The 18,036-nt window shown below is 70.5% G+C and carries 10 protein-coding genes and 1 pseudogene; 5 read left to right on the forward strand and 6 right to left on the reverse strand.

Features of this window, described 5'->3' with window-relative positions; all coding sequences use genetic code 11:
- Positions 1-16 precede the first annotated feature (16 nt).
- A complete protein-coding gene (locus BMG523DRAFT_RS00900; protein ID WP_043590095.1) occupies positions 17-1,438 on the forward strand; it encodes an ABC transporter substrate-binding protein in 1,422 nt (473 codons plus the stop codon).
- A 59-nt stretch (positions 1,439-1,497) separates the two neighbouring features.
- Here BMG523DRAFT_RS00900 and BMG523DRAFT_RS00905 read toward each other — a convergent pair whose 3' ends face one another.
- The 4 genes from BMG523DRAFT_RS00905 to BMG523DRAFT_RS00920 are packed head-to-tail and all read right to left on the reverse strand — an operon-like array spanning position 1,498 to position 6,790.
- Positions 1,498-2,094 carry an ATP/GTP-binding protein gene (locus tag BMG523DRAFT_RS00905; RefSeq protein WP_011435094.1) on the reverse strand — a complete coding sequence of 199 codons (597 nt, stop codon included), beginning with the start codon at positions 2,092-2,094 and terminating at the stop codon, positions 1,498-1,500.
- The gene (locus tag BMG523DRAFT_RS00910) at positions 2,075-2,434 is read right to left on the reverse strand and encodes a DUF742 domain-containing protein (RefSeq protein ID WP_011435095.1); all 360 of its coding nucleotides are present in this window, start codon (positions 2,432-2,434) and stop codon (positions 2,075-2,077) included. The genes BMG523DRAFT_RS00905 and BMG523DRAFT_RS00910 overlap by 20 nt, the downstream gene beginning before the upstream one ends.
- A gap of 25 nt (positions 2,435-2,459) precedes the next feature.
- Positions 2,460-2,882, reverse strand: a complete 423-nt coding sequence (locus BMG523DRAFT_RS00915; RefSeq protein ID WP_011435096.1) for a roadblock/LC7 domain-containing protein — start codon at positions 2,880-2,882, stop codon at positions 2,460-2,462.
- On the reverse strand, positions 2,879-6,790 hold the full coding sequence (locus BMG523DRAFT_RS00920) for a sensor histidine kinase (RefSeq protein ID WP_043590097.1): 3,912 nt from the start codon (positions 6,788-6,790) through the stop codon (positions 2,879-2,881). The genes BMG523DRAFT_RS00915 and BMG523DRAFT_RS00920 overlap by 4 nt, the downstream gene beginning before the upstream one ends.
- Positions 6,791-7,329: 539 nt before the next feature.
- Here BMG523DRAFT_RS00920 and guaA point away from each other — a divergent pair.
- The 3 genes from guaA (at position 7,330) to pcrA (ending at position 13,161) form a co-directional block, all read left to right on the forward strand.
- A complete protein-coding gene (guaA, locus tag BMG523DRAFT_RS00925) occupies positions 7,330-8,898 on the forward strand; it encodes a glutamine-hydrolyzing GMP synthase (RefSeq protein WP_173645780.1) in 1,569 nt (522 codons plus the stop codon).
- A 232-nt stretch (positions 8,899-9,130) separates the two neighbouring features.
- Positions 9,131-10,285, forward strand: a complete 1,155-nt coding sequence (locus BMG523DRAFT_RS00930) for a threonine/serine dehydratase (RefSeq protein WP_011435099.1) — start codon at positions 9,131-9,133, stop codon at positions 10,283-10,285.
- 359 nt (positions 10,286-10,644) lie between these two features.
- Positions 10,645-13,161, forward strand: coding sequence for a DNA helicase PcrA (gene pcrA, locus BMG523DRAFT_RS00935; RefSeq protein ID WP_011435100.1), 2,517 nt, complete (start codon positions 10,645-10,647; stop codon positions 13,159-13,161).
- A gap of 288 nt (positions 13,162-13,449) precedes the next feature.
- Here the strand turns inward: pcrA and BMG523DRAFT_RS26955 are convergent.
- Together BMG523DRAFT_RS26955 and BMG523DRAFT_RS00945 are read right to left on the reverse strand one after the other, a co-directional pair.
- Positions 13,450-14,016, reverse strand: a pseudogene (locus BMG523DRAFT_RS26955) (esterase/lipase family protein); the annotation flags it as partial.
- Between the two features lie 162 nt (positions 14,017-14,178).
- On the reverse strand, positions 14,179-15,843 hold the full coding sequence (locus BMG523DRAFT_RS00945; protein ID WP_023839770.1) for a carboxyl transferase domain-containing protein: 1,665 nt from the start codon (positions 15,841-15,843) through the stop codon (positions 14,179-14,181).
- A 236-nt stretch (positions 15,844-16,079) separates the two neighbouring features.
- Here BMG523DRAFT_RS00945 and BMG523DRAFT_RS00950 point away from each other — a divergent pair, with 236 nt between their 5' ends.
- Positions 16,080-17,696, forward strand: coding sequence for a serine/threonine-protein kinase (locus BMG523DRAFT_RS00950; protein WP_043590099.1), 1,617 nt, complete (start codon positions 16,080-16,082; stop codon positions 17,694-17,696).
- The last annotated feature ends 340 nt before the right edge of the window (positions 17,697-18,036 follow it).

Raw genomic sequence — 18,036 nt, forward strand, 5'->3', positions numbered from 1 at the left:
GGCAGGATCAGGTGCCATGCTCAGGTCTGACCGTGGTGAGGGTGGCGGACGGTGTGCCGCCGCTGGCAGGACGGATGTGGCTGGCGGTGCGGACGGGGGCGTCCCCGTTCCCCGGGAGAGCGGCCGACGGACCGTTAACCGGCGTGGTCTGCTTCGCTGGGCCGGGACCGCGGCGGTCGCGGCACCGGCCGCCGGGCTGTTGGCCGCGTGTGGGGGCTCATCCTCCTCGGCCAGCGCGGCGCGCAAGGTACGTCTCGGCTATGTGACGTCCCGGACGGGGGCGTTCCGCAGCCACAGCGTGGTCGACTCGTATGTGGTGCAGACGATGCGCACGATCTTGGCCGATGGCGTGAAGGTGGGGAACCGCACCTATCCCGTCGAGATCTTCGTCCGGGACTCCGAGTCGGACCGCCATGGCGCCGGGATTGCGACAACCGACCTGATCTTCAAGGACAAGGTCGACATCGTGCTGGTCGGTGGCACCTCCGACACTGCCGTTCCCGTCGCGGACCAGTGCGAGATCAACCAGGTTCCCTGTATCTCCACAATCGCCCCGTGGCAGGCCTGGTGGAATGGCCGGGGCGGCAACGTCGACATGCCCTTCCGCTGGACCTACCACTTTTTCTGGGGCATGGAGGACCTGGTGGCGACCTACGTCGCGATGTGGAGCCAGCTCGGGATCACCAAGGTGGGGCTCATGTATCCGGACGACGACGACGGCCGCGCGTTCGCCAACCCGGACTTCGGAATTCCCACCATCCGCAATTACAACAATCTCCGGCTGACGTCGCCGATGTCAGCCGGCTACGCAAGCGGGGCGCCCTCATTCAAGACCTATATCGATGAATTCGAGAAGAACGGGGTGCAGGCCGTCGTCGGCGTGTCCCGGGCCGCGGACTTCGCCACCTTCCGGAAGGAGACCAGGACCTTCGGTTACTCGCCGAACGCCCTGACGATCTCCAAGGCGATCTACTTCCAGGAGGATGTGCGTGGCCTCGGTACCGGTGGTGACGGTCTTACCACCGAGGTGGCGTGGTCACCGGCGCATCCCTTCCGCAGCTCGCTGACGAACAAGACGTCCCTGGAGCTGGCCAACGACTTCACCAGCGCCCGCGGCCAAGGGTGGACCCAGATCCTTGGATTCTCGTACGCCCTGTTCGAGATCGCCGTCAAGGCGCTGAGCAACGTCGACTCCCTCGACAACCGAGAAGCCGTCGCCACGGCCATCCGCGACGTCGACGCCCAGACCATCGTCGGACCCGTGGCGTTCGGAGCTCAGCCCAACGTCCCGAAGAACGTGGCTCGTATCGCCCTCGTCGGTGGTCAGTGGAACCAGAACCAGCAGGCGAACGATTTCGACCTCAAGATTGTCAACAATACGGGTAATACCAAGGTCCCGCTGGATGCCGAACTCCGCAAGCTTCCCCCGCCCGTCTGAGCTCGGGTCGGCTCGCTTGCCCGGGGCGACTGGCACCGGCCGCCCCGGGGCGGATCACCTCAGGTCCCTGCGGTCGCCCGCGACATCGTGTGCTCGACCACCGCGATCAGCGCGCTCTTGGTGGAGTCGCGGTTGCGGGCGTCGCAGGTGATGACGGGAACGGCCGGGCTGACCTGCAGTGCTTCCCGGACGTCCTCGATCGAGTGCCGCAGGATCCCGTCGAAGCAGTTGACGCCAATCACGAAGGGCAACTGCCGCTGCTCGAAGTAGTCGACCGCGGCGAAGCAATCGGCCAGTCGGCGGGTGTCGGCGAGCACGATCGCACCGATGGCTCCCCGCACGATATCGTCCCACATGAACCAGAAGCGGTACTGCCCGGGGGTGCCGAACAGATACAGGATCAGATCTTCGTCCAGCGAGACTCGGCCGAAGTCCATGGCGACCGTGGTGGTGGTCTTGTCCATCAGGTGGGTGAGGTCGTCGATGTGGGCTCCCGCCTCGGTCATGACGGCCTCGGTGCGCAGCGGGACGATCTCGGACACCGAACCCACGAATGTGGTTTTCCCGGCGCCGAATCCGCCCGCTACCACGATCTTCACCGAGGTCGTGGCGACGGCGGAGTTGACCCGCCTGTTGTCAGAGCTTTCGAAGGCCACTGAGAACCCTTTCGAGCAACGCGAGATCCGGTGCCTCGTCGCGGTCAGGCTGCTGGTGGACGCGGACGAAGCCTTCGTCCGCCATATCGCCTACCAGCACGCGGGCCACCCCGAGGGGCACCCGGAGGCCGGCTGCGATCTCCGCGATGGATCGCACCTGCCGGCACATGGCGGCGATGGTCTGTTGCTCCAGGTTGAGGCCGATCGCTCGTTCCTCGCCGAGAGGCGTCGTGAAGACGAGTGCCTCGATGGCGAGTTCATAGCGCGACCGAGTGCGCCCACCGGTCATCGCATACGGACGGACGACCGGCCCGGGCGTGCCCTCGGGATCGATACTCACCCTGACTCCCTGTGTTGCCGTCCGGTCACCGCGGAAGGGTTCCCTGCAGTTCGGCGCGCAACGCCGGGGTCAGGACGTCCTTCGCCCGGCTGACCAGCAGTGCCATCTCATAGCCGACCAGACCGATGTCGCAGGACGGTGCCGCGAGCACTGCCATGCTCGCGCCGTCACTGATTGCCATGATGAAGAGAAAGCCGTGCTCCATCTCCACGACCGTCTGGGTGACGCCGCCCGCCTCGAAGACGCGGGCGGCGCCCTGGGTCAGGCTCACCAGTCCCGAGGCCACCGCGGCGAGCTGGTCGGCGCGATCCCGGGGGAAACCGTCGGAGACGGCGAGTAGCAGGCCGTCTGCGGACACCACAACGGTGTGGGCGACACCCGGGACGCGATCGACAAAATTGTTGATCAACCAATTGAGGTTCTGGGCTTCAGAACTCACGGGTGTCACCGTTCCTCCTGCGCGTCACGTCGAGGATTCCTCGCGGTGTCGACTCCGACATCACGTCCCTGCCGTACGCCCTGGTAGAAGCTGGCAAGCCGGCCTCCTACAGCCTCAGGAGATCTGGCCGAGGTGTCGGTGGGACGCCGGCGGGGCGCGGGTTCGGCGCTGCCGGGCACGAGATGGGTCATGGGAACTCGCACCGGTAGGCCCGACCGCGTCACGCCGCCTGTGCTCGGCTGACGCAACAACTCGGCCGCCTGCCAGCCGGCGTCCCCGGGAGATGTCCAGTTCTCCCGGGACGGGGGCTGCTGGGGCGTTGCCTGGTGCTGTGCTGGCTGGTATTGCCCTGCTGGTTGATGGTGTGGGGCCGTCTGATGCTGGGCCGCGAAGGCCGGGACGGGCGGAGCCGCTGACGGCGCGTCCGTCGCGGGCTCCTCCCGTGCCGGTGTCCGGGTAGCCGTGAGCGGATCGACTCCGGAGCGGGCGGGGCCGCGTTGCCCGAAGGCCCCACCGAGCCCCGGACGGACCGGGGAACGGGGCGGTGGCGCCGCCCCACCGGCACCCGGCCCGGTGGGGCGGGCCGCCGCGGCCGCCGTCGAATGCTGGGCGGGCGCCCGATCGGACGGAGAACGTCGCTGGAACCACGCCGACACGGAGTCGAAGATCGGCGACGTCTCGATGTCGTCGGTGTCCCGGTCTGCCGTGGTCTGTTCGCCGGTGTCCTCGCCGGAGACCGCCTCTGTCGTCCCGGTGTCGCGCAACCGCCGGGACGCGAGCGCCGACGCCAGCCGGTCGCGGGGACCGGTGGACTCCGTGGACTCCGTGGACTCCGATCGTTCCTGCGGAACGGGCCGGTTCTCGGAGCGGGCGAACACGCTGCCGGCCCCGGGGGGCGGCTCCTCGGCCGACCGGGGCCGCTCACCGGCATCGGGCCGGCTCTGGCCGGGCGGTGTCGGGCCGGGCGGTGTCGGGCCGGGCGGTGTCGGGCCGGGCGGTGTCGGGCCGGGCGGTGTCGGGCCGGGCGGTGTCGGGGTGGGCGGTGTCGGGGTGGTGTCGGGCTGCCCGGTCCGACCGGGCCCGGTGGCGCCGCCGGAACGTGGTTTGGTCCCCCAGCGGTTGTCCCCGAACGACACCGGTCTCGTCTCGTCCGTGACCGGATCGTCCCGTCGTCCGAATCCGCGCCGGTCGATGGTCTGGGTGTCCGGTACGACGTCGGGGGGCGGTTCGAGCCGGCCACCGGGAGCGGTGCGGCCGCGGCCGCGAAGGGCATCGAGGTCGAGCCCCCGGTCGTCGAGCTGCCGTGGGTCACGGGGATCGTCCTGCCCACTGGAGCCGGGCCGCTCCCGGGCTCCCGGGACCGGGTGGTCCTCGTCGTTTCCTCCCCGCCCGAGTAGATCGTGCGGCAGGGTCGGCGGAGCGGCGCTGATGCCATCCGTCTCGCTGTCGCGCTCGGTGCCGCCGTCGAGGCCGGGAGCGAAGTCGTCCGGCCCGAAGTCGCGATCATCCGCGGTGGGCGGCGAACCCGTCCGGTCGGATCCGAGCTGAGCGGCGGCCAGCGGCCCGGTGAGAGGGAACGGCCCGGTGCTGGGGAACCGCCGGGGCCCGCTGGAGTCGTCGAAGAGGCTTTCTGGTCCGTCGGATTCACTCGCGGTCCGGTGCCCGTTGGCCCCGGTGCCGTTCGTCGACGCGACCCTGCCGTCCACCGGTTCGGGAGTTCCCGAGCCGGTGCGTTCCGGCCGCTGCGGGGCACGCGGTCCGGTCGGGGAACCGGGGATGGCCGGCGAGTCGCCGACGCGGGTTCCCAACGCCGGCGCGGCGGGCCGGGCCGGTCCCGTGCCGGCCCCGCCGTCTCCGGTCACCAGCTTGGCAGGCAGCCGGACGACAGCGGTGATACCTCCGGAGGCGGACTCACGCAGCTGGACGTGAATGCCGTGGCGGCTGGCCAGCCGACCGACCGCGAACAGGCCCATGGTCCGTGACACCGACACGTCGACCACCGGCGGGTTCGCCAGTCGGTCGTTGACCCGTTCGAGTTCCTTGGCCGGCATGCCGATGCCCTGGTCCTCGATCTCGATCATCGCCCCGGCCCCCGGACCGAGCGAGCGGCTGGTGACGAGGACGCTGGTGGCCGGCGGCGAGTACGAGGTGGCGTTCTCGAGGAGCTCGGCGACCAGATGGACGACGTCGCTGACACCGTTGCCGGCGATGGACACCGCGGCGGCCGAGGTCTGCTTGACGCGGGTGTACTGCTCCACCTCGGAGATGGCCGCCAGTACGACCTCGTTCAGTGGGACGGGGTGTGTCCAGCGCCGAGCGGTGTCCGTGCCGGCGAGGACGAGCAGGCTTTCGTTGTTCCGCCGCATACGAGTGGCGAGGTGATCCAGCTTGAACAGGTTGGACAACTGGTCCGGATCCTGCTCGCGGTTCTCCAGCTCGTCGATGAGACGCAGCTGCCGTTCGACCAGTCCCTGACTGCGCCGGGAGAGGTTCACGAACATCGCGTTGACGTTGTTCCGCAGCGACGCCTGTTCGGAGGCCAGCCGGATCGCCTCCCGGTGAACCTCGTCGAAAGCCCGCGCGACTTCGCCGACCTCCTCGTCGGTGTCGATACCGACCGGTTCGATCGAGTCGTCGATGTCCAGCTCGGTGGAATCGCGCAACCGACGGACGGCCTCGGGAAGCCGATGGTCGGCGACGTCCAGCGCGGCAGTCCGCAGCGCCAGCAGGGGGCGGACCAGCGATCGCGCGACGATCAGTGCGGCGAGCAGGGCGAGGGCCAGGATGAGCAGGATCAGCAGACCGGACAGCAGCGCGTGGCGCTGGATGTTGCCCCGCAGGGTGCCCGCGCGGGCGTCGACGAGGCCCAGGAGCTTGTCAACGGCTTCCGTGCCGGTGTCGATGGTTCGCTGGGTCGCCTGGTCCCATTTCTCGGCTTCCAGCGCGGTCAGCGGCTGACCGATGGGCGCGTTCAGAATTTCTTCGACGTAATTCTGGGTGTTGCGGATGTCCCCGTTGGTCTCGGTGTCGATCGTCGGTTCGTAGACCGCGAGCTGGTTCGGTAGAGCGGCGTTCTCGAGATCGTTGCGCTGGCGGCCCCGCTGGGTCTCGGCCGACAGGAACTCGCGATAGTCGTCTGCCGTGAAGACCTGGTTCCCGTTGCGGGTAAACAGGCCGTGGATGAGTGTCTGCTCCTCGGCGAGAAGTTCCGTCCCGGACATCAGGAAGTAGGCCGTGTTGACCCCGGCGTTGAGCTCCTGGTCGTCATTTCCCTGTGGGATCAGCCGGATCAGGTTGACCAGTGAGTCAATGATCGGCTGAAAGGCGGTCTCGACCGCCTTCCTGTCGATCAGCCTTTCGATCGTCTGCCGCTTGGCGGGCAGCGTGTCCATCCGGCTGCTGACGTCGTCGAGAGCGCGGCGTACCTCGCTGCCGAAGGACCCTCGCCGCTCGTTCGCAGCTGACTTGTACGCCCTGTAGGCTTCATCGACCGCCGCCCGGCGGGTTGGAATCGTGCTCCCGTCCCGGGCGCCGACGGGACCGCTGGCGACGAATCCGGTGCTGTAGGTGCGCTCGGCCTGCAGGGCGTGGACCAGCCCGGCCGCGGAGCGGCTGATCTCGGTCAGATCGGACACCCGGTTGACGTCCCGCGTGCTCGTCAGCACCGTACCCGCCTCGATGGACGAGTAGGCGAGGATCGCGATGACAGGCACGGCCAGAATCGCGATCAGCTTGGTGCGTACCCGCCAGTTGGTGGGGTTGGCGGCGGCGCGACGAAGGCGCGCCAGTCCCGACCCGGCTGGGTTCGGTGGCGCGGCGGATCGACCATCGCGCTGCCCGCCGTCTTCGGCGTCCACGGGCGAACCCGGCGCCACTGTCGGCTCCGAGTCTGCGGCGATGCCCGTGCTGCTGGCCATCGGTTGTCTGCGCACGTACCTTCGCAACCTCTCCGCCAGCCTCCCGGAACAGGTCGTACCAGGATGGCTCGGTATCGGGCCCGGATGTCCCTTGTCAGGCACCATAGCGGTACGAAGTCGGCATCCGAAAGGCGCCTACCGTAAGCGCCTTGGTGGCCGCACGTCAGTTGTCGCTACTGCGCGCGGAGTCACCACTACCGTAACCGCCGGGGAAGCCCGACATCGGGCGTCACTGATGATCGAAGCGCTTGTCGGGGTGAGTGAACCGGGCTGAAGGCGCAAACTCGGCATCCTAGACATCTCCTACATGAGCCCTTACCGCCTTCGCGGCGGTGCCCGGTGCGCTTCGTCTGTTCCGGTGAAGGCCGTGGGAGATGGTTGGGCGCCTGGACGGACCGGTGGGGTCGCCGTGTCCGTAGGCTTGCGGGGTGAGCGAGTTGCAGCGTAGCAGTGCTGGCCGTGGTGCGGAGCCGACGGATACCGGCGCGGTTCGGGATGTTCCGCGGTCCCCGGCGGACGGCCCCAGCGGCCCGTCCGCGGTGGGGCCTGCGGGCTATGACACCGTGCTGGTGATCGATTTCGGTGCTCAGTATGCCCAACTGATCGCCCGGCGCATACGCGAATGTCATGTGTATTCGGAGATCGTCCCGTGGGATATGTCGGTGGACGAGATCCTCGCCCGGCGTCCGTCCGCACTGATCCTTTCTGGCGGCCCGAAGTCCGTCTACTCGCCTGGCGCGCCCCGGGTCGATCCTGCGTTGTTCGCTACCGGAGTGCCTATTCTCGGTATCTGCTATGGCCATCAGGTCATGGCTCAGGCGCTTGACGGCGCCGTCGCGCGCACGGGAACCGCCGAGTACGGAGCAACTCGTCTGTCGGTGTCGGATCCCGGGGTTCTCTTCGACGGTCTGCCCGTTGTCCAGCAGGTCTGGATGTCGCACGGCGACTCGGTGACCGCCGCGCCGCCCGGCTTCCGGGTAACGGCTTCCACGCCGTCGGCCCCGGTCGCCGCCTTCGAGGACCCCGCGCGTCGTCTCTATGGCGTGCAGTTCCACCCGGAGGTGGTCCACAGCGAGCGAGGCATGGACGTGCTGCGGCACTTCCTGCTCGTGGGTGCGGGCTGCCGGCCCACCTGGACGATGATCAACATTGTCGACGAGGCTGTCGCGGCCGTCCGGGCCCAGGTCGGGACCGGACGGTTGATCTGCGGTCTGTCCGGCGGGGTGGACTCCGCGGTCGCTGCCGCGCTCGTGCACCGGGCGGTGGGAGACGCGCTCACCTGCGTCTTCGTCGATCATGGTTTGCTGCGGGCCGGCGAGGCGGAACAGGTCGAACGCGATTTCGTCGCGACTACCGGCGTGGATCTGGTCCATGTCAAGGCGGCCGACCGGTTCTCCGCCGCGCTGTCCGGAGTGACCGACCCGGAGCGGAAGAGGAAGATCATCGGTCGTGAGTTCATCCGGGTTTTCGAGGAGTCCGCCCGCGAACTGGAGGTCCGGGCGGAGGCGGAGGGCGCGACGATCGACTTTCTCGTGCAGGGGACATTGTATCCCGACGTGATCGAATCCGGCTCGCCGACGGCCGCGAAGATCAAGTCGCATCACAACGTCGGTGGACTGCCCGAGGACCTGCGGTTCGATCTGGTCGAGCCGCTTCGGACCCTGTTCAAGGACGAGGTCCGTCGGCTCGGCGAGGAGCTGGGGCTGCCCGAGGAGATCGTCTGGCGCCAGCCGTTCCCGGGCCCGGGCCTCGCCGTCCGCATCATCGGCGAGGTCACGCCCGAGCGGCTCGACGTGGTGCGGGCGGCCGACGCGGTGATCCGGGAGGAGATTCGCAAGGCCGGCCTGGACCGCGAGATCTGGCAGGTCTTCGCGGTGCTGCTCGCCGACGTGCGGTCGGTGGGCGTCCAGGGTGACGAGCGTACGTACGGCTTCCCGATCGTCCTGCGCGCGGTCACCAGCGAGGACGCGATGACCGCCGACTGGGCCCGGCTGCCCTACGGCCTGCTGGAACGCATCTCGAACCGGGTGGTCAACGAGGTGCCGCAGGTTAACCGGGTGGTGTACGACATCACCTCCAAGCCTCCCGGCACGATCGAGTGGGAGTGACGATCCCGGATCGGAGCGCGTGCCCGTCGGACGACCCCCGCCGACGGGCACGTTTGACGTCTGGGCGGGACCGGAGCACCCTGGATGATGTGACCCCGCACGAGATGGCCATTACCTAGGCGCGCGACCGATCATCGGGTCCGCGCCTCGCCCTTCCGCCTTGTCCTGGCGGGGGGCTTTTTTATTGCCGCGGTCATGGTGAGGTGGCCGCTCAGCCGCCGGGAGATGCTCCATGACCGCAGCAGCCGCAGACGACCGATCGGTAGCCCCGGACGCCGAACTCTGGGCGTCGGACATCCGCGCCGCGGCCCGCGTCCTTGCCGGGGTGGCACGACGGACCAGGGTCGTGCGGGATCTCGGCCTGTCGGCGGCGGTCGGTGCGCCCGTCTGGCTCAAGTGTGAGCACGAGCAGCACACCGGTTCGTTCAAGCTTCGGGGCGCCTACCACCGGGTGGCCACCGCGGATCCGGCGACGCGGGCCCGGGGGGTGGTGGCGGCCAGTGCCGGTAACCACGCCCAGGGAGTGGCCTTCGCGGCCGCGGCCTTCGGCGTCGAGGCGACCATCTTCGTGCCGGTAGGGGCCAATCCGGTCAAAGTGGCGCGGACGCGCCGGTGGGGCGCCCGGGTCGAGAAGATACCCGGGGGGGTGGAAGCGGCGCTCGCTGCGGCCGCCACCTTCGCCGCCCGGGGAGACCGGCTGCTGGTCCACCCGTTCGATGACCCGACGGTAGTGGCCGGGCAGGGCACGATCGGCTTGGAGTTGCTCGATCAGGTGCCCGATCTCGGCACCGTTCTGGTCGGGGTGGGCGGCGGAGGGCTGATCGGCGGGCTGGCCGCGGCGGTGCGGTCCCGGCGCCCCGATGTGCGAGTGGTCGGAGTGCAGTCCGTGCTGTCGTCGGCGTTTGCCGCGTCGCTGCGGGCTGGCCGGCGGCTCACGGTGCCCCCCGGTGGGGCTGCGACGCCCGGTGCCGGAACGACGCCCGGTGCCGGAACACTGCGGGGAGTCGGGACGATTCCGGGCAGCCGGACGTCCGAACAGCCGACGGCGCCACGTTCGTCACGGGTGGTCCCGGCGTCGACCACGATCGCCGACGGTATGGCGGTGAACGCTCCGGGGGTCCTGACCTTCGCCCTTGCCGCACGCCTGGTGGACGAGATCGTCACGGTCGATGAGGCGGCGTTCTGGGAGGCGATGGTGTTGCTGCACCGGGCCGGCCACCAGGTGGAACCGGCCGGCGCCGCGGGGGTCGCGGCCTTGTTGCGTCGAAGTGATCTCGCGCAGGGCCCGACGGTGGCAATCCTGTCGGGTGGCAACATCGACCCGGGGGTGGCCAGCAGGGTGAAGGCGCTCGCGGCCATCCCGCCGAGCGCGTCGAGTACCGCGTGACTACGCGACTACGCGACTACGCGACTACGTGGCCGCGTGGCCACGTGGCGTGGCCGCTTGGCCGCGGGGCCGCCTGACCGCCGGTGGGCCGGGCGTTGACGCGGACCACGGCCATCGACGACCCGCCCTCGCGCGCGGGGCGGGGCGGGAACGACGGACAATAGGCTGGTCAGCACGCGGGTCGACGACCACTGGGCGTGGACGTGTGATGGTCATGCGGTGGCATGGACGCGCGAGGACCGCGGCCGGGTGGGGCCGTCGGTGCATCTCGCGGACCACACCGCGGACCGGGCCGTTGGGTGCGATCCGGGCATGCCGCGGTCCGACCTGCCCGACGTCGAACGTACGATCGGAGTCCCATGAGCGGCTTTTTCGGCGATTCCCACGGCGGCGGATCCGGCATCGCCGGGTCGGTCGGGACGGATGTCCACGGCGGTGCGCACGTGCCCTACGACCTGTTCGGCCCGGCGGTGCTGGCGCCGCCGGTGGGCGGGGACGAGCCCGGTGGCTTCTCCTCGCCACGCCTGGATGCCGAGGGCCTGCTCGACGGGCTCAACCTGCAGCAGCGGGCGGCGGTGGTGCACATCGGGGCACCCCTGCTCGTCGTCGCGGGCGCGGGGTCCGGCAAGACGCGGGTGCTGACCCACCGTATCGCGTACCTGCTGGCGGCCCGGGGGGTCCGGCCGGGGGAGATGCTGGCGATCACGTTCACCAACAAGGCTGCCAACGAGATGCGCGAACGGGTCTCGGCGCTGGTCGGTCCCCGGGCGCGGGCGATGTGGGTGAGCACCTTCCACTCGGCCTGCGTGCGCATCCTGAGGTCCGAGGCGAAGCGTCTCGGGTTCGGCTCGACCTTCTCCATCTACGACGCCGCCGACGCGCAGCGTTTGATCACTCTGGTCACCCGTGACCTTGATCTTGATCCCAAACGGCATCCCGCCCGAGGTCTGGCGGCGCAGATCAGCAACCTGAAGAACGAACTGATCGACTGGGAGGCCGCACGGGACCGGGCCACGAACCACCTCGAGCGGACCGTCGCCGAGGTCTACGCCGCTTATCAGCAGCGGCTGGCTCAGGCCAACGCCCTTGATTTCGACGATCTGATCATGATGACGGTGAACCTCCTCCAGTCGTTCCCCGACGTCGCCGAGCACTACCGGCGCCGATTCCGACATGTGCTCGTGGACGAGTACCAGGACACGAACCACGCGCAGTACGTCCTGGTGCGTGAACTCGTCGGCCAACCGGCGTACTTCGGTGGCGGGTCCGCGCCGGTGGAGCCGGCCGAGCCGGCAGCCGGGCCGGGTACCTGGGCCTCGGGCGCCGTCCCACCGGCGGAGCTGTGCGTGGTTGGCGACGCGGACCAGTCGATCTACGCCTTCCGTGGGGCGAACATCCGCAACATCGTGGAGTTCGAGGAGGATTTCCCGAACGCCGCAGTGATCCTGCTGGAACAGAACTACCGCTCCACCCAGACCATCCTCTCCGCCGCGAACGCGATGATCGCGCGTAACAACCAGCGCAAGGCCAAGCGACTGTGGTCGGACGCCGGTGACGGTGAGAAGATCGTCGGATTCGCCGCCGACAACGAGCACGACGAGGCGGCCTTTGTCGCCGAGGAGGTCGACCGGCTCTCGGACGCGAAGCTCGCGCGGCCCGCCGACGTCGCGGTGTTCTACCGGACCAACGCCCAGAGCCGGGTGTTCGAGGAGATCTTCGTCCGGGTCGGGCTGCCCTACCGGGTGGTCGGCGGGGTGCGGTTCTACGAGCGCAAGGAGATCCGTGATCTCCTTGCCTACCTGCGGGTCCTCGCCAATCCTAGCGACACGGTGAACCTGCGTCGCATCCTGAACGTGCCCCGGCGCGGGATCGGCGAGCGGGCCGAGGCGGCCCTGGCGGGCTTCGCTGATGTCGAGCGGATCGGGTTCGCGCAGGCACTGGAGCGTGTCGACGAGGTGCCGGGGATCGCCGCGCGCTCGGCGAAGGCGGTGCGCGAGTTCACCGCGCTGCTCGCCGAGCTACGCGCCGTAGCGGCCGACAACCCGGTGGCCGTGGTCGAGGGGGTGCTTGAACGCACCGGCTACCTGTCGGAACTCCTCGCCGAGGACACCGTCGAGTCCCAGGGCCGGGTGGAGAACCTGCAGGAACTGGTCGGAGTGGTCCAGGAGTTCGCCCGGCGGCTGCCCGAGGGTACGCTTGCGGAGTTCCTCGAGCAGGTCTCGCTCGTCGCCGACGCGGACCAGGTTCCGACCGACGACGGTTCCGATGGTGTGGTCACTCTCATGACGCTGCACAGCGCCAAGGGCCTCGAGTTCCCCGTCGTCTTCCTTACCGGTCTCGAGGACGGCGTCTTCCCGCACCTGCGGACCCTGGGAGATCCCACCCAGCTCGAGGAGGAGCGTCGGCTCGCCTATGTGGGTGTCACCCGGGCCCGGATCCGGCTCTACCTGACCCGCGCGGTGATGCGCAGCGCCTGGGGCCAACCGGCCTACAACCCGCCGTCGCGCTTCCTCGGCGAGGTGCCGGACACGCTGGTTGACTGGCGCCGGCTGGCCGATCCCCCGCCAGCGCCCGCGGGGACGTCCTGGGGCTCGTCTGGCGGGTTTGGGTCGGGCGCGACCGGCCGGGGCGCCGCCGGCGCCCCGGCGGCGCGTAAACCGCTACCGAACTCGCCGTTCTCGGGTCGCGCGCGGCCGGCCGCTCGGGCCGTCCTGGAGTTGCGTCAGGGCGACCGGGTGACGCATGACAGTTTCGGTCTCGGAGTTGTCGTCGCCACCGGCGGGGTCGGTGACTCCGCGGAGGCGACCATCGATTTCGGCGAGAACACCGGCACGAAGCGCCTGCTCCTGCGGTACGCCCCCGTCGAGAAGCTCTGACGGTCCCGAGAGTCCCGGCCGGTCCGCCGCCCCGGCGAGGCAGCTCGCGACCAGGTGGGCAACCTTGCCGCTGAACGCCAGGGAATGATGCCCGAGGCCCGGCACGGTGTAATTTTCGATGTCGAGATCGGGATGGTCGAGCGCCGCCTCGGCGGGCCGCACCACGCTGTCCAGCCCGGCGCCGATCGCGACGAACCGGGTCCGGCAGCCGGGGGCGGGTGCGGCGAGCTCGAGTAGGAGCGCCGATCCCGGCCGTAGCTGGGTGACGAGCCGGTACGGCACCGACCGGGGGACGAGCCCGGCGAGACGGGTGCCGGAATGAGGCGTCGCGAGAGTGATCAGCGTGTCCACGTACTGATCGCCCCCGAGTTGCTGCACGTAGTAGCGGGCCACCAGCCCGCCGAGTGAATGGGCGACGATGTGCACGCGCTGCCTGCCGCTGTCCGTCATCGCGGCGTGCACGGACGCGGCGAGTCGGAGCGCCGCTTCCTGCACCGTCGGCACGAGCAGCGGCAGCTCCACCGTGCGCACCCGGCGGAAACCGCGGCGGCGTAGCGACCGGCCCAACCGGGTGAACACGGACCGGTTGTCGATCAGGCCGTGGATCAGCAGGATCGGGGTGCCTGCCGCGTCGGGAGCGTTGACCAGCAGGCTGCGGTGCAGCGGGGAGAGCGCGCTCAGCGAGTAGGGCTCGTGCTCGCGCGGGCGCTGCCGGCGCAGCGCACTCGCCGGGTAGAGGGCGAGGTGGGTGGCGATCCAGGCCGCTTCCACGGCGAGCCCGCGGGCGTTCACCGGGGTCGTGCGCAGGCCGGTGAGGACCGACCGCCCTGGAGCGGCGATGTTGTCCGCGGCCACGGCCCGCCTCAGGCGGGCCGTGGCCGCGGACAACGATGGCAGTATCCACTCGCCGATGGCCCGCTCGCCTTCCCTCGCCGTACCATCCGTGCCGCCAGCCGTGGTGCTCGCCCCCCAGGTCGGCAGATATCCCGGTGGCCAAGTAAAGACCGGAGAAAGATGCTACAGACTGTTAGGTAGCCCTGTCGACCATCGAGCCTGCCGTCGGCGCAGCCGATCGTCCTGGTCCCCCCGGCTCAGGGATGCGAGCAGCGATGCGGCGTCGCGCGCCGTCTCGGCTGCGGTGGTGGCGGACAGGAGCCGATCGGCGAATCCCAGCGCGTTCAGGTCGGTCGGCCGTAGCCCGCAGACGTTTGCGGCCCGCTCGACCGGTATCCGAAGCGTGACGGCGGTGCCCTCCGGGGAGAGCGCGGTGAAGTAACTGTCCGGGGTCATGGCGACGACGTCGGTGACCGCCGCGGCGAGAGCCCCGCCAGAGCCGCCCTCACCCAACACGATCGACAGCGTCGGCGAGGGGCAGGCCAATACCGCGGCCATCGCATCCCCGATCGCCGCCGCGATGCCCGCGGCCTCGGCGTCCGCGTCGTTCGCCGCGCCGGGCGTGTCGACCAGGGTCACGAGACCGATCCCCAGCTTCCCCGCGAGCCGGGCGGCGCGGACCAACAACCGGTACCCGGCCGGCCCCGGGGCGTCGCCGCGACGGGCCCCGACAGCCACGACCACCGCACGCATCGGCCCTCCCCGCCCCGCAGGCCCCGTAGCCCCCGCAGGCCCCGTAGCCCCCGCAGGCCCTGCGATGTCGCCCAGGAGCACCCCCACACCGGCCACGACCCGGGGATCCGGCCCGACCAGGTCGACGCCGTCGGGAAGCAGCGTCCGCAGCACCTCGATGCCGTCCGGGCGGATGCCATCCCTGGCCGCCCGCACCTGCGCCCACCCGGAGCGCGCGGCGGCATGTTCAGCTCCCGGCGCAGGTCCGTCGGACCCGGTTCGGGTGTCCGGATCGTCGGGCGGGACGGGGAGGGTGGTCCCGTCGCCGGCTCGTGACGGGCCGCCGTCCGATCCGTCTGCCTGGTCGCCTCTGTCTGCCTGGTCGCCCGATCTGCCCGGAGTGGTTTGGCCACCCGGGCCGGTCCGGGTACCTGGACCGGCCCGGCTCTCCCGATCGGGTGGATCCGCCAGGCCGGTCAGGGCCCGCCGCAGCCACACCTGGATGGCACCGGGCGCCGGCGCCGCGTCAACCAGCCCTGCGGCGTACGCCGAGTCCGCGGTGTAGCTGCCCGGGGGCGGGGCGGCACCGGTGGCCGCCGCGACCACCCGAGGCCCGGCGAAGCCGACCGTCGCCCCGCGCACCGCGCACCGAAGGTCCGCGCGGGAGCCGATCGTCACCCAGACACCACCGGTGGTGGGCTGGTCCGCGACGGCGATGTGACCGACCCCCGCCGCGTCCAGTGCGGCGAGCGCCAGTGCGGCCCGGGGCAGCCCGACGAGTCCGGCGACCCCTTCCTGCAGGCGGGTGCCGCCGCTGCGCAGGAACGACACCAGGGGACGGCGGCTGGCCGCGGCCGCGGTGGCGGCTTCGGCGAACCCACGTGCGTCCCGCTCGCCAAAGCTTCCCCCGTAAACCGTGAAATCCCAGACCGCGACCACGGCAGGGATGCCGGCCACCGCGCCTTCGCCCCAGCGCAGGGCCGGTCGAGCGTCGTAGTCGGGCCAGCCCAGTCGGTTGACGGCCGCGGCAGTGGCGGGCCGCAGGGTGATGCCTGCGAGCAGGGCGGCACGCCAGTCGGCGGTCGTCTTCTGGCCCGGCCGGGTGTCGTTGTCCACGTCCGCATCTTCGCGCCCGGGGCCGACCGGATGTCCGTCGTCGCGGCCGCGGTGTCGTGGAACACGGACGGGCGCTCCCCGCCAGCGGGTGCTCGCAGGCCCGCACGCCTGGGACGCTTCGTGCCCTCGGCCCGATGGCGGCCGGGACATAGTCTTTCATCCACAGCCCCCCGGCGGGTGGCAACCCGGATCGAACCCGCTACACCGGTGCGGCGAGGGGAGCAGCGAGGGAAGCGATGCTCACACCGCTGATGGAGGAGGATCCTCGCCAGATCGGCCCGTACCGCCTGCAGAACCGGATCGGTGCCGGCGGGATGGGGACCGTGTATCTCGGTTTCGCCCCGGATCGGCGTCCCGTCGCCGTGAAGGTCGCAGCCGAGGATCTCGCCGAGGACGAGGAGTTCCGCAGCCGCTTCGAACGTGAGGTGCGGGCGGCGCTGCGCGTGCGAGGCACGGCGGTGGCCGCCGTGCTCGACGCCGACACCGAGGCCGCGGCGCCGTGGATGGTCACCGAGTACGTCGAGGGGACCAGCCTGGCCGAGGCCGTCCGGGCCCGCGGTCGGCTGGAGGACCACCTCGTCCGGGGTCTTGCCGTCGGCCTCGCCGACGCGCTGGTCGCCATCCACGCCGCCGGCGTCGTCCATCGTGATCTCAAACCGTCCAACATCCTGCTGGCCTGGGACGGACCCAAGGTGATCGACTTTGGGATCGCGCACCTGACCGACAGCGCCACGCTGACCCGCACCGGTCATGTGATCGGCACGTTGGCCTGGATGTCACCGGAACAGATGCGCGGCGAGCCGTCGGACGCCTCAGCGGACGTCTTTGCCTGGGCGAGCTGCGTGACGTACGCGGCGACGGGGCGACATCCCTTCCATGCCGAGACGCCGGACCTGCTTGCCGTCCGGGTGCAGCGGGACTCTCCCGATCTCTACGCGCTCCCCGGGTACCTGCTCAACCAGGTCGCGAGGGCGCTGTCCAAGGCCCCGCGGGAGCGGCCGGACGCCGCCTCGCTGCTGGCCGCGCTGGTAGGCCGGGAGGTGCGTGGGGTCACCGAGGCCGATGCCGCCGCCGGTGACGTCCTGGAGCGGACCTGGACCGGATCGTCTCCGGCGTTCGGCGTGCCCGCCCCGTTCCCCGCGCCGGTCTCCTCCCCGTCGCCGAATCGTTCCGGTCCGCGTGTCCCCGGCGCGGGGCGAGTTCCGGCCCGGCCCGCGCCGGGGGCGGCCGGCTCGGCCGGCGGCTGGGCGCCGGATGTGCAGGGACCAGGCCCGGCACCCGGCCTGTGGCCGGTCGGACCGCCGCCACCCGCATCGGCCTTTCGGCCCGCCGTGCCATTACCCCCCGCGGCTCCGCTGCGACCGGTCGCCCCGCCAGCGGTCGCCCCGCCACCATCGTCGGGAGCGGTTTCCCCGGGGGGGTGGGCGGATCAGGCGCCCGCGGGGCGTCGGGGCACGACCGCCGCGGACGTGGCGTCCGATCCGGGACGGTCGGAGGTGACCTATCGCTCCAGCGACCCGACTCCGCCGGCGCGTCCTCCGGATCCATCCGCCTTCCCGCCAGCGGGTCGACCGGCTGCGCCGCGGGTCGGGCGGTGGACCGACGCCAGGCGGGCCGAGGCGTCGCGGCGCCGGCACTGGAACAGCGCCGCGATGCTGTCGGTTCTCCTGGCGGTACTCTGGATCTTCGGGATTGGGAGTGCCGCGGCTGTCGTGGTCGGCCTGGTCGCGCGGGTTCGGATCCGCCACAGGGATGAGCGTGGCGCCACAGTGGCGGCCTTCGGCATCGGCCTGGGTTGGCTCGGGATCGGACTAACGATGATCTTGATCGTCGTTATCCTGAAATTCGTCTAACTGGTCCGGAGGGGCCGGCCACGATCGGTGTTTCTTCCATGTGATTTCCGGCATAATGAGGGTCTCAACTTTCGTGACGTCAGACACGGGACGGCCTAGGGCAGATCCCGGCGGTCACGCTCAGCGGCTCCCGGCGGACCCGCGCTCTGAGAGCGGCGAGGCGGAAGCCACCCTCGGTGCGACAGGTGTCCACCTCATTTGTCCTGTATCTGTCCTGTATCGACGACCCTGCCGGGTCCCCGGAGCGGGTCGAGGGATGCGCCGGACCGGCCCGTTCGATCCCACCCGCGGGCCGCCAGCGACGGCGGTGGTGCACGGCGCGTGGCGCGCGCCGTAACGC

The sequence above is a fragment of the Frankia sp. BMG5.23 genome (assembly GCF_000685765.2).
GTDB lineage: Bacteria > Actinomycetota > Actinomycetes > Frankiales > Frankiaceae > Frankia > Frankia casuarinae.

Bases quoted from the DNA above. Each gene is read 5' to 3' on its own strand.
- BMG523DRAFT_RS00930 (WP_011435099.1), top strand. From the start codon at position 9,131: ATGACCGCAGCAGCCGCAGACGACCGATCGGTAGCCCCGGACGCCGAA.
- BMG523DRAFT_RS00950 (WP_043590099.1), top strand. From the start codon at position 16,080: ATGCTCACACCGCTGATGGAGGAGGATCCTCGCCAGATCGGCCCGTAC.
- BMG523DRAFT_RS00920 (WP_043590097.1), bottom strand. From the start codon at position 6,790: ATGGCCAGCAGCACGGGCATCGCCGCAGACTCGGAGCCGACAGTGGCG.
- pcrA (WP_011435100.1), top strand. From the start codon at position 10,645: ATGAGCGGCTTTTTCGGCGATTCCCACGGCGGCGGATCCGGCATCGCC.
- BMG523DRAFT_RS00900 (WP_043590095.1), top strand. From the start codon at position 17: ATGCTCAGGTCTGACCGTGGTGAGGGTGGCGGACGGTGTGCCGCCGCT.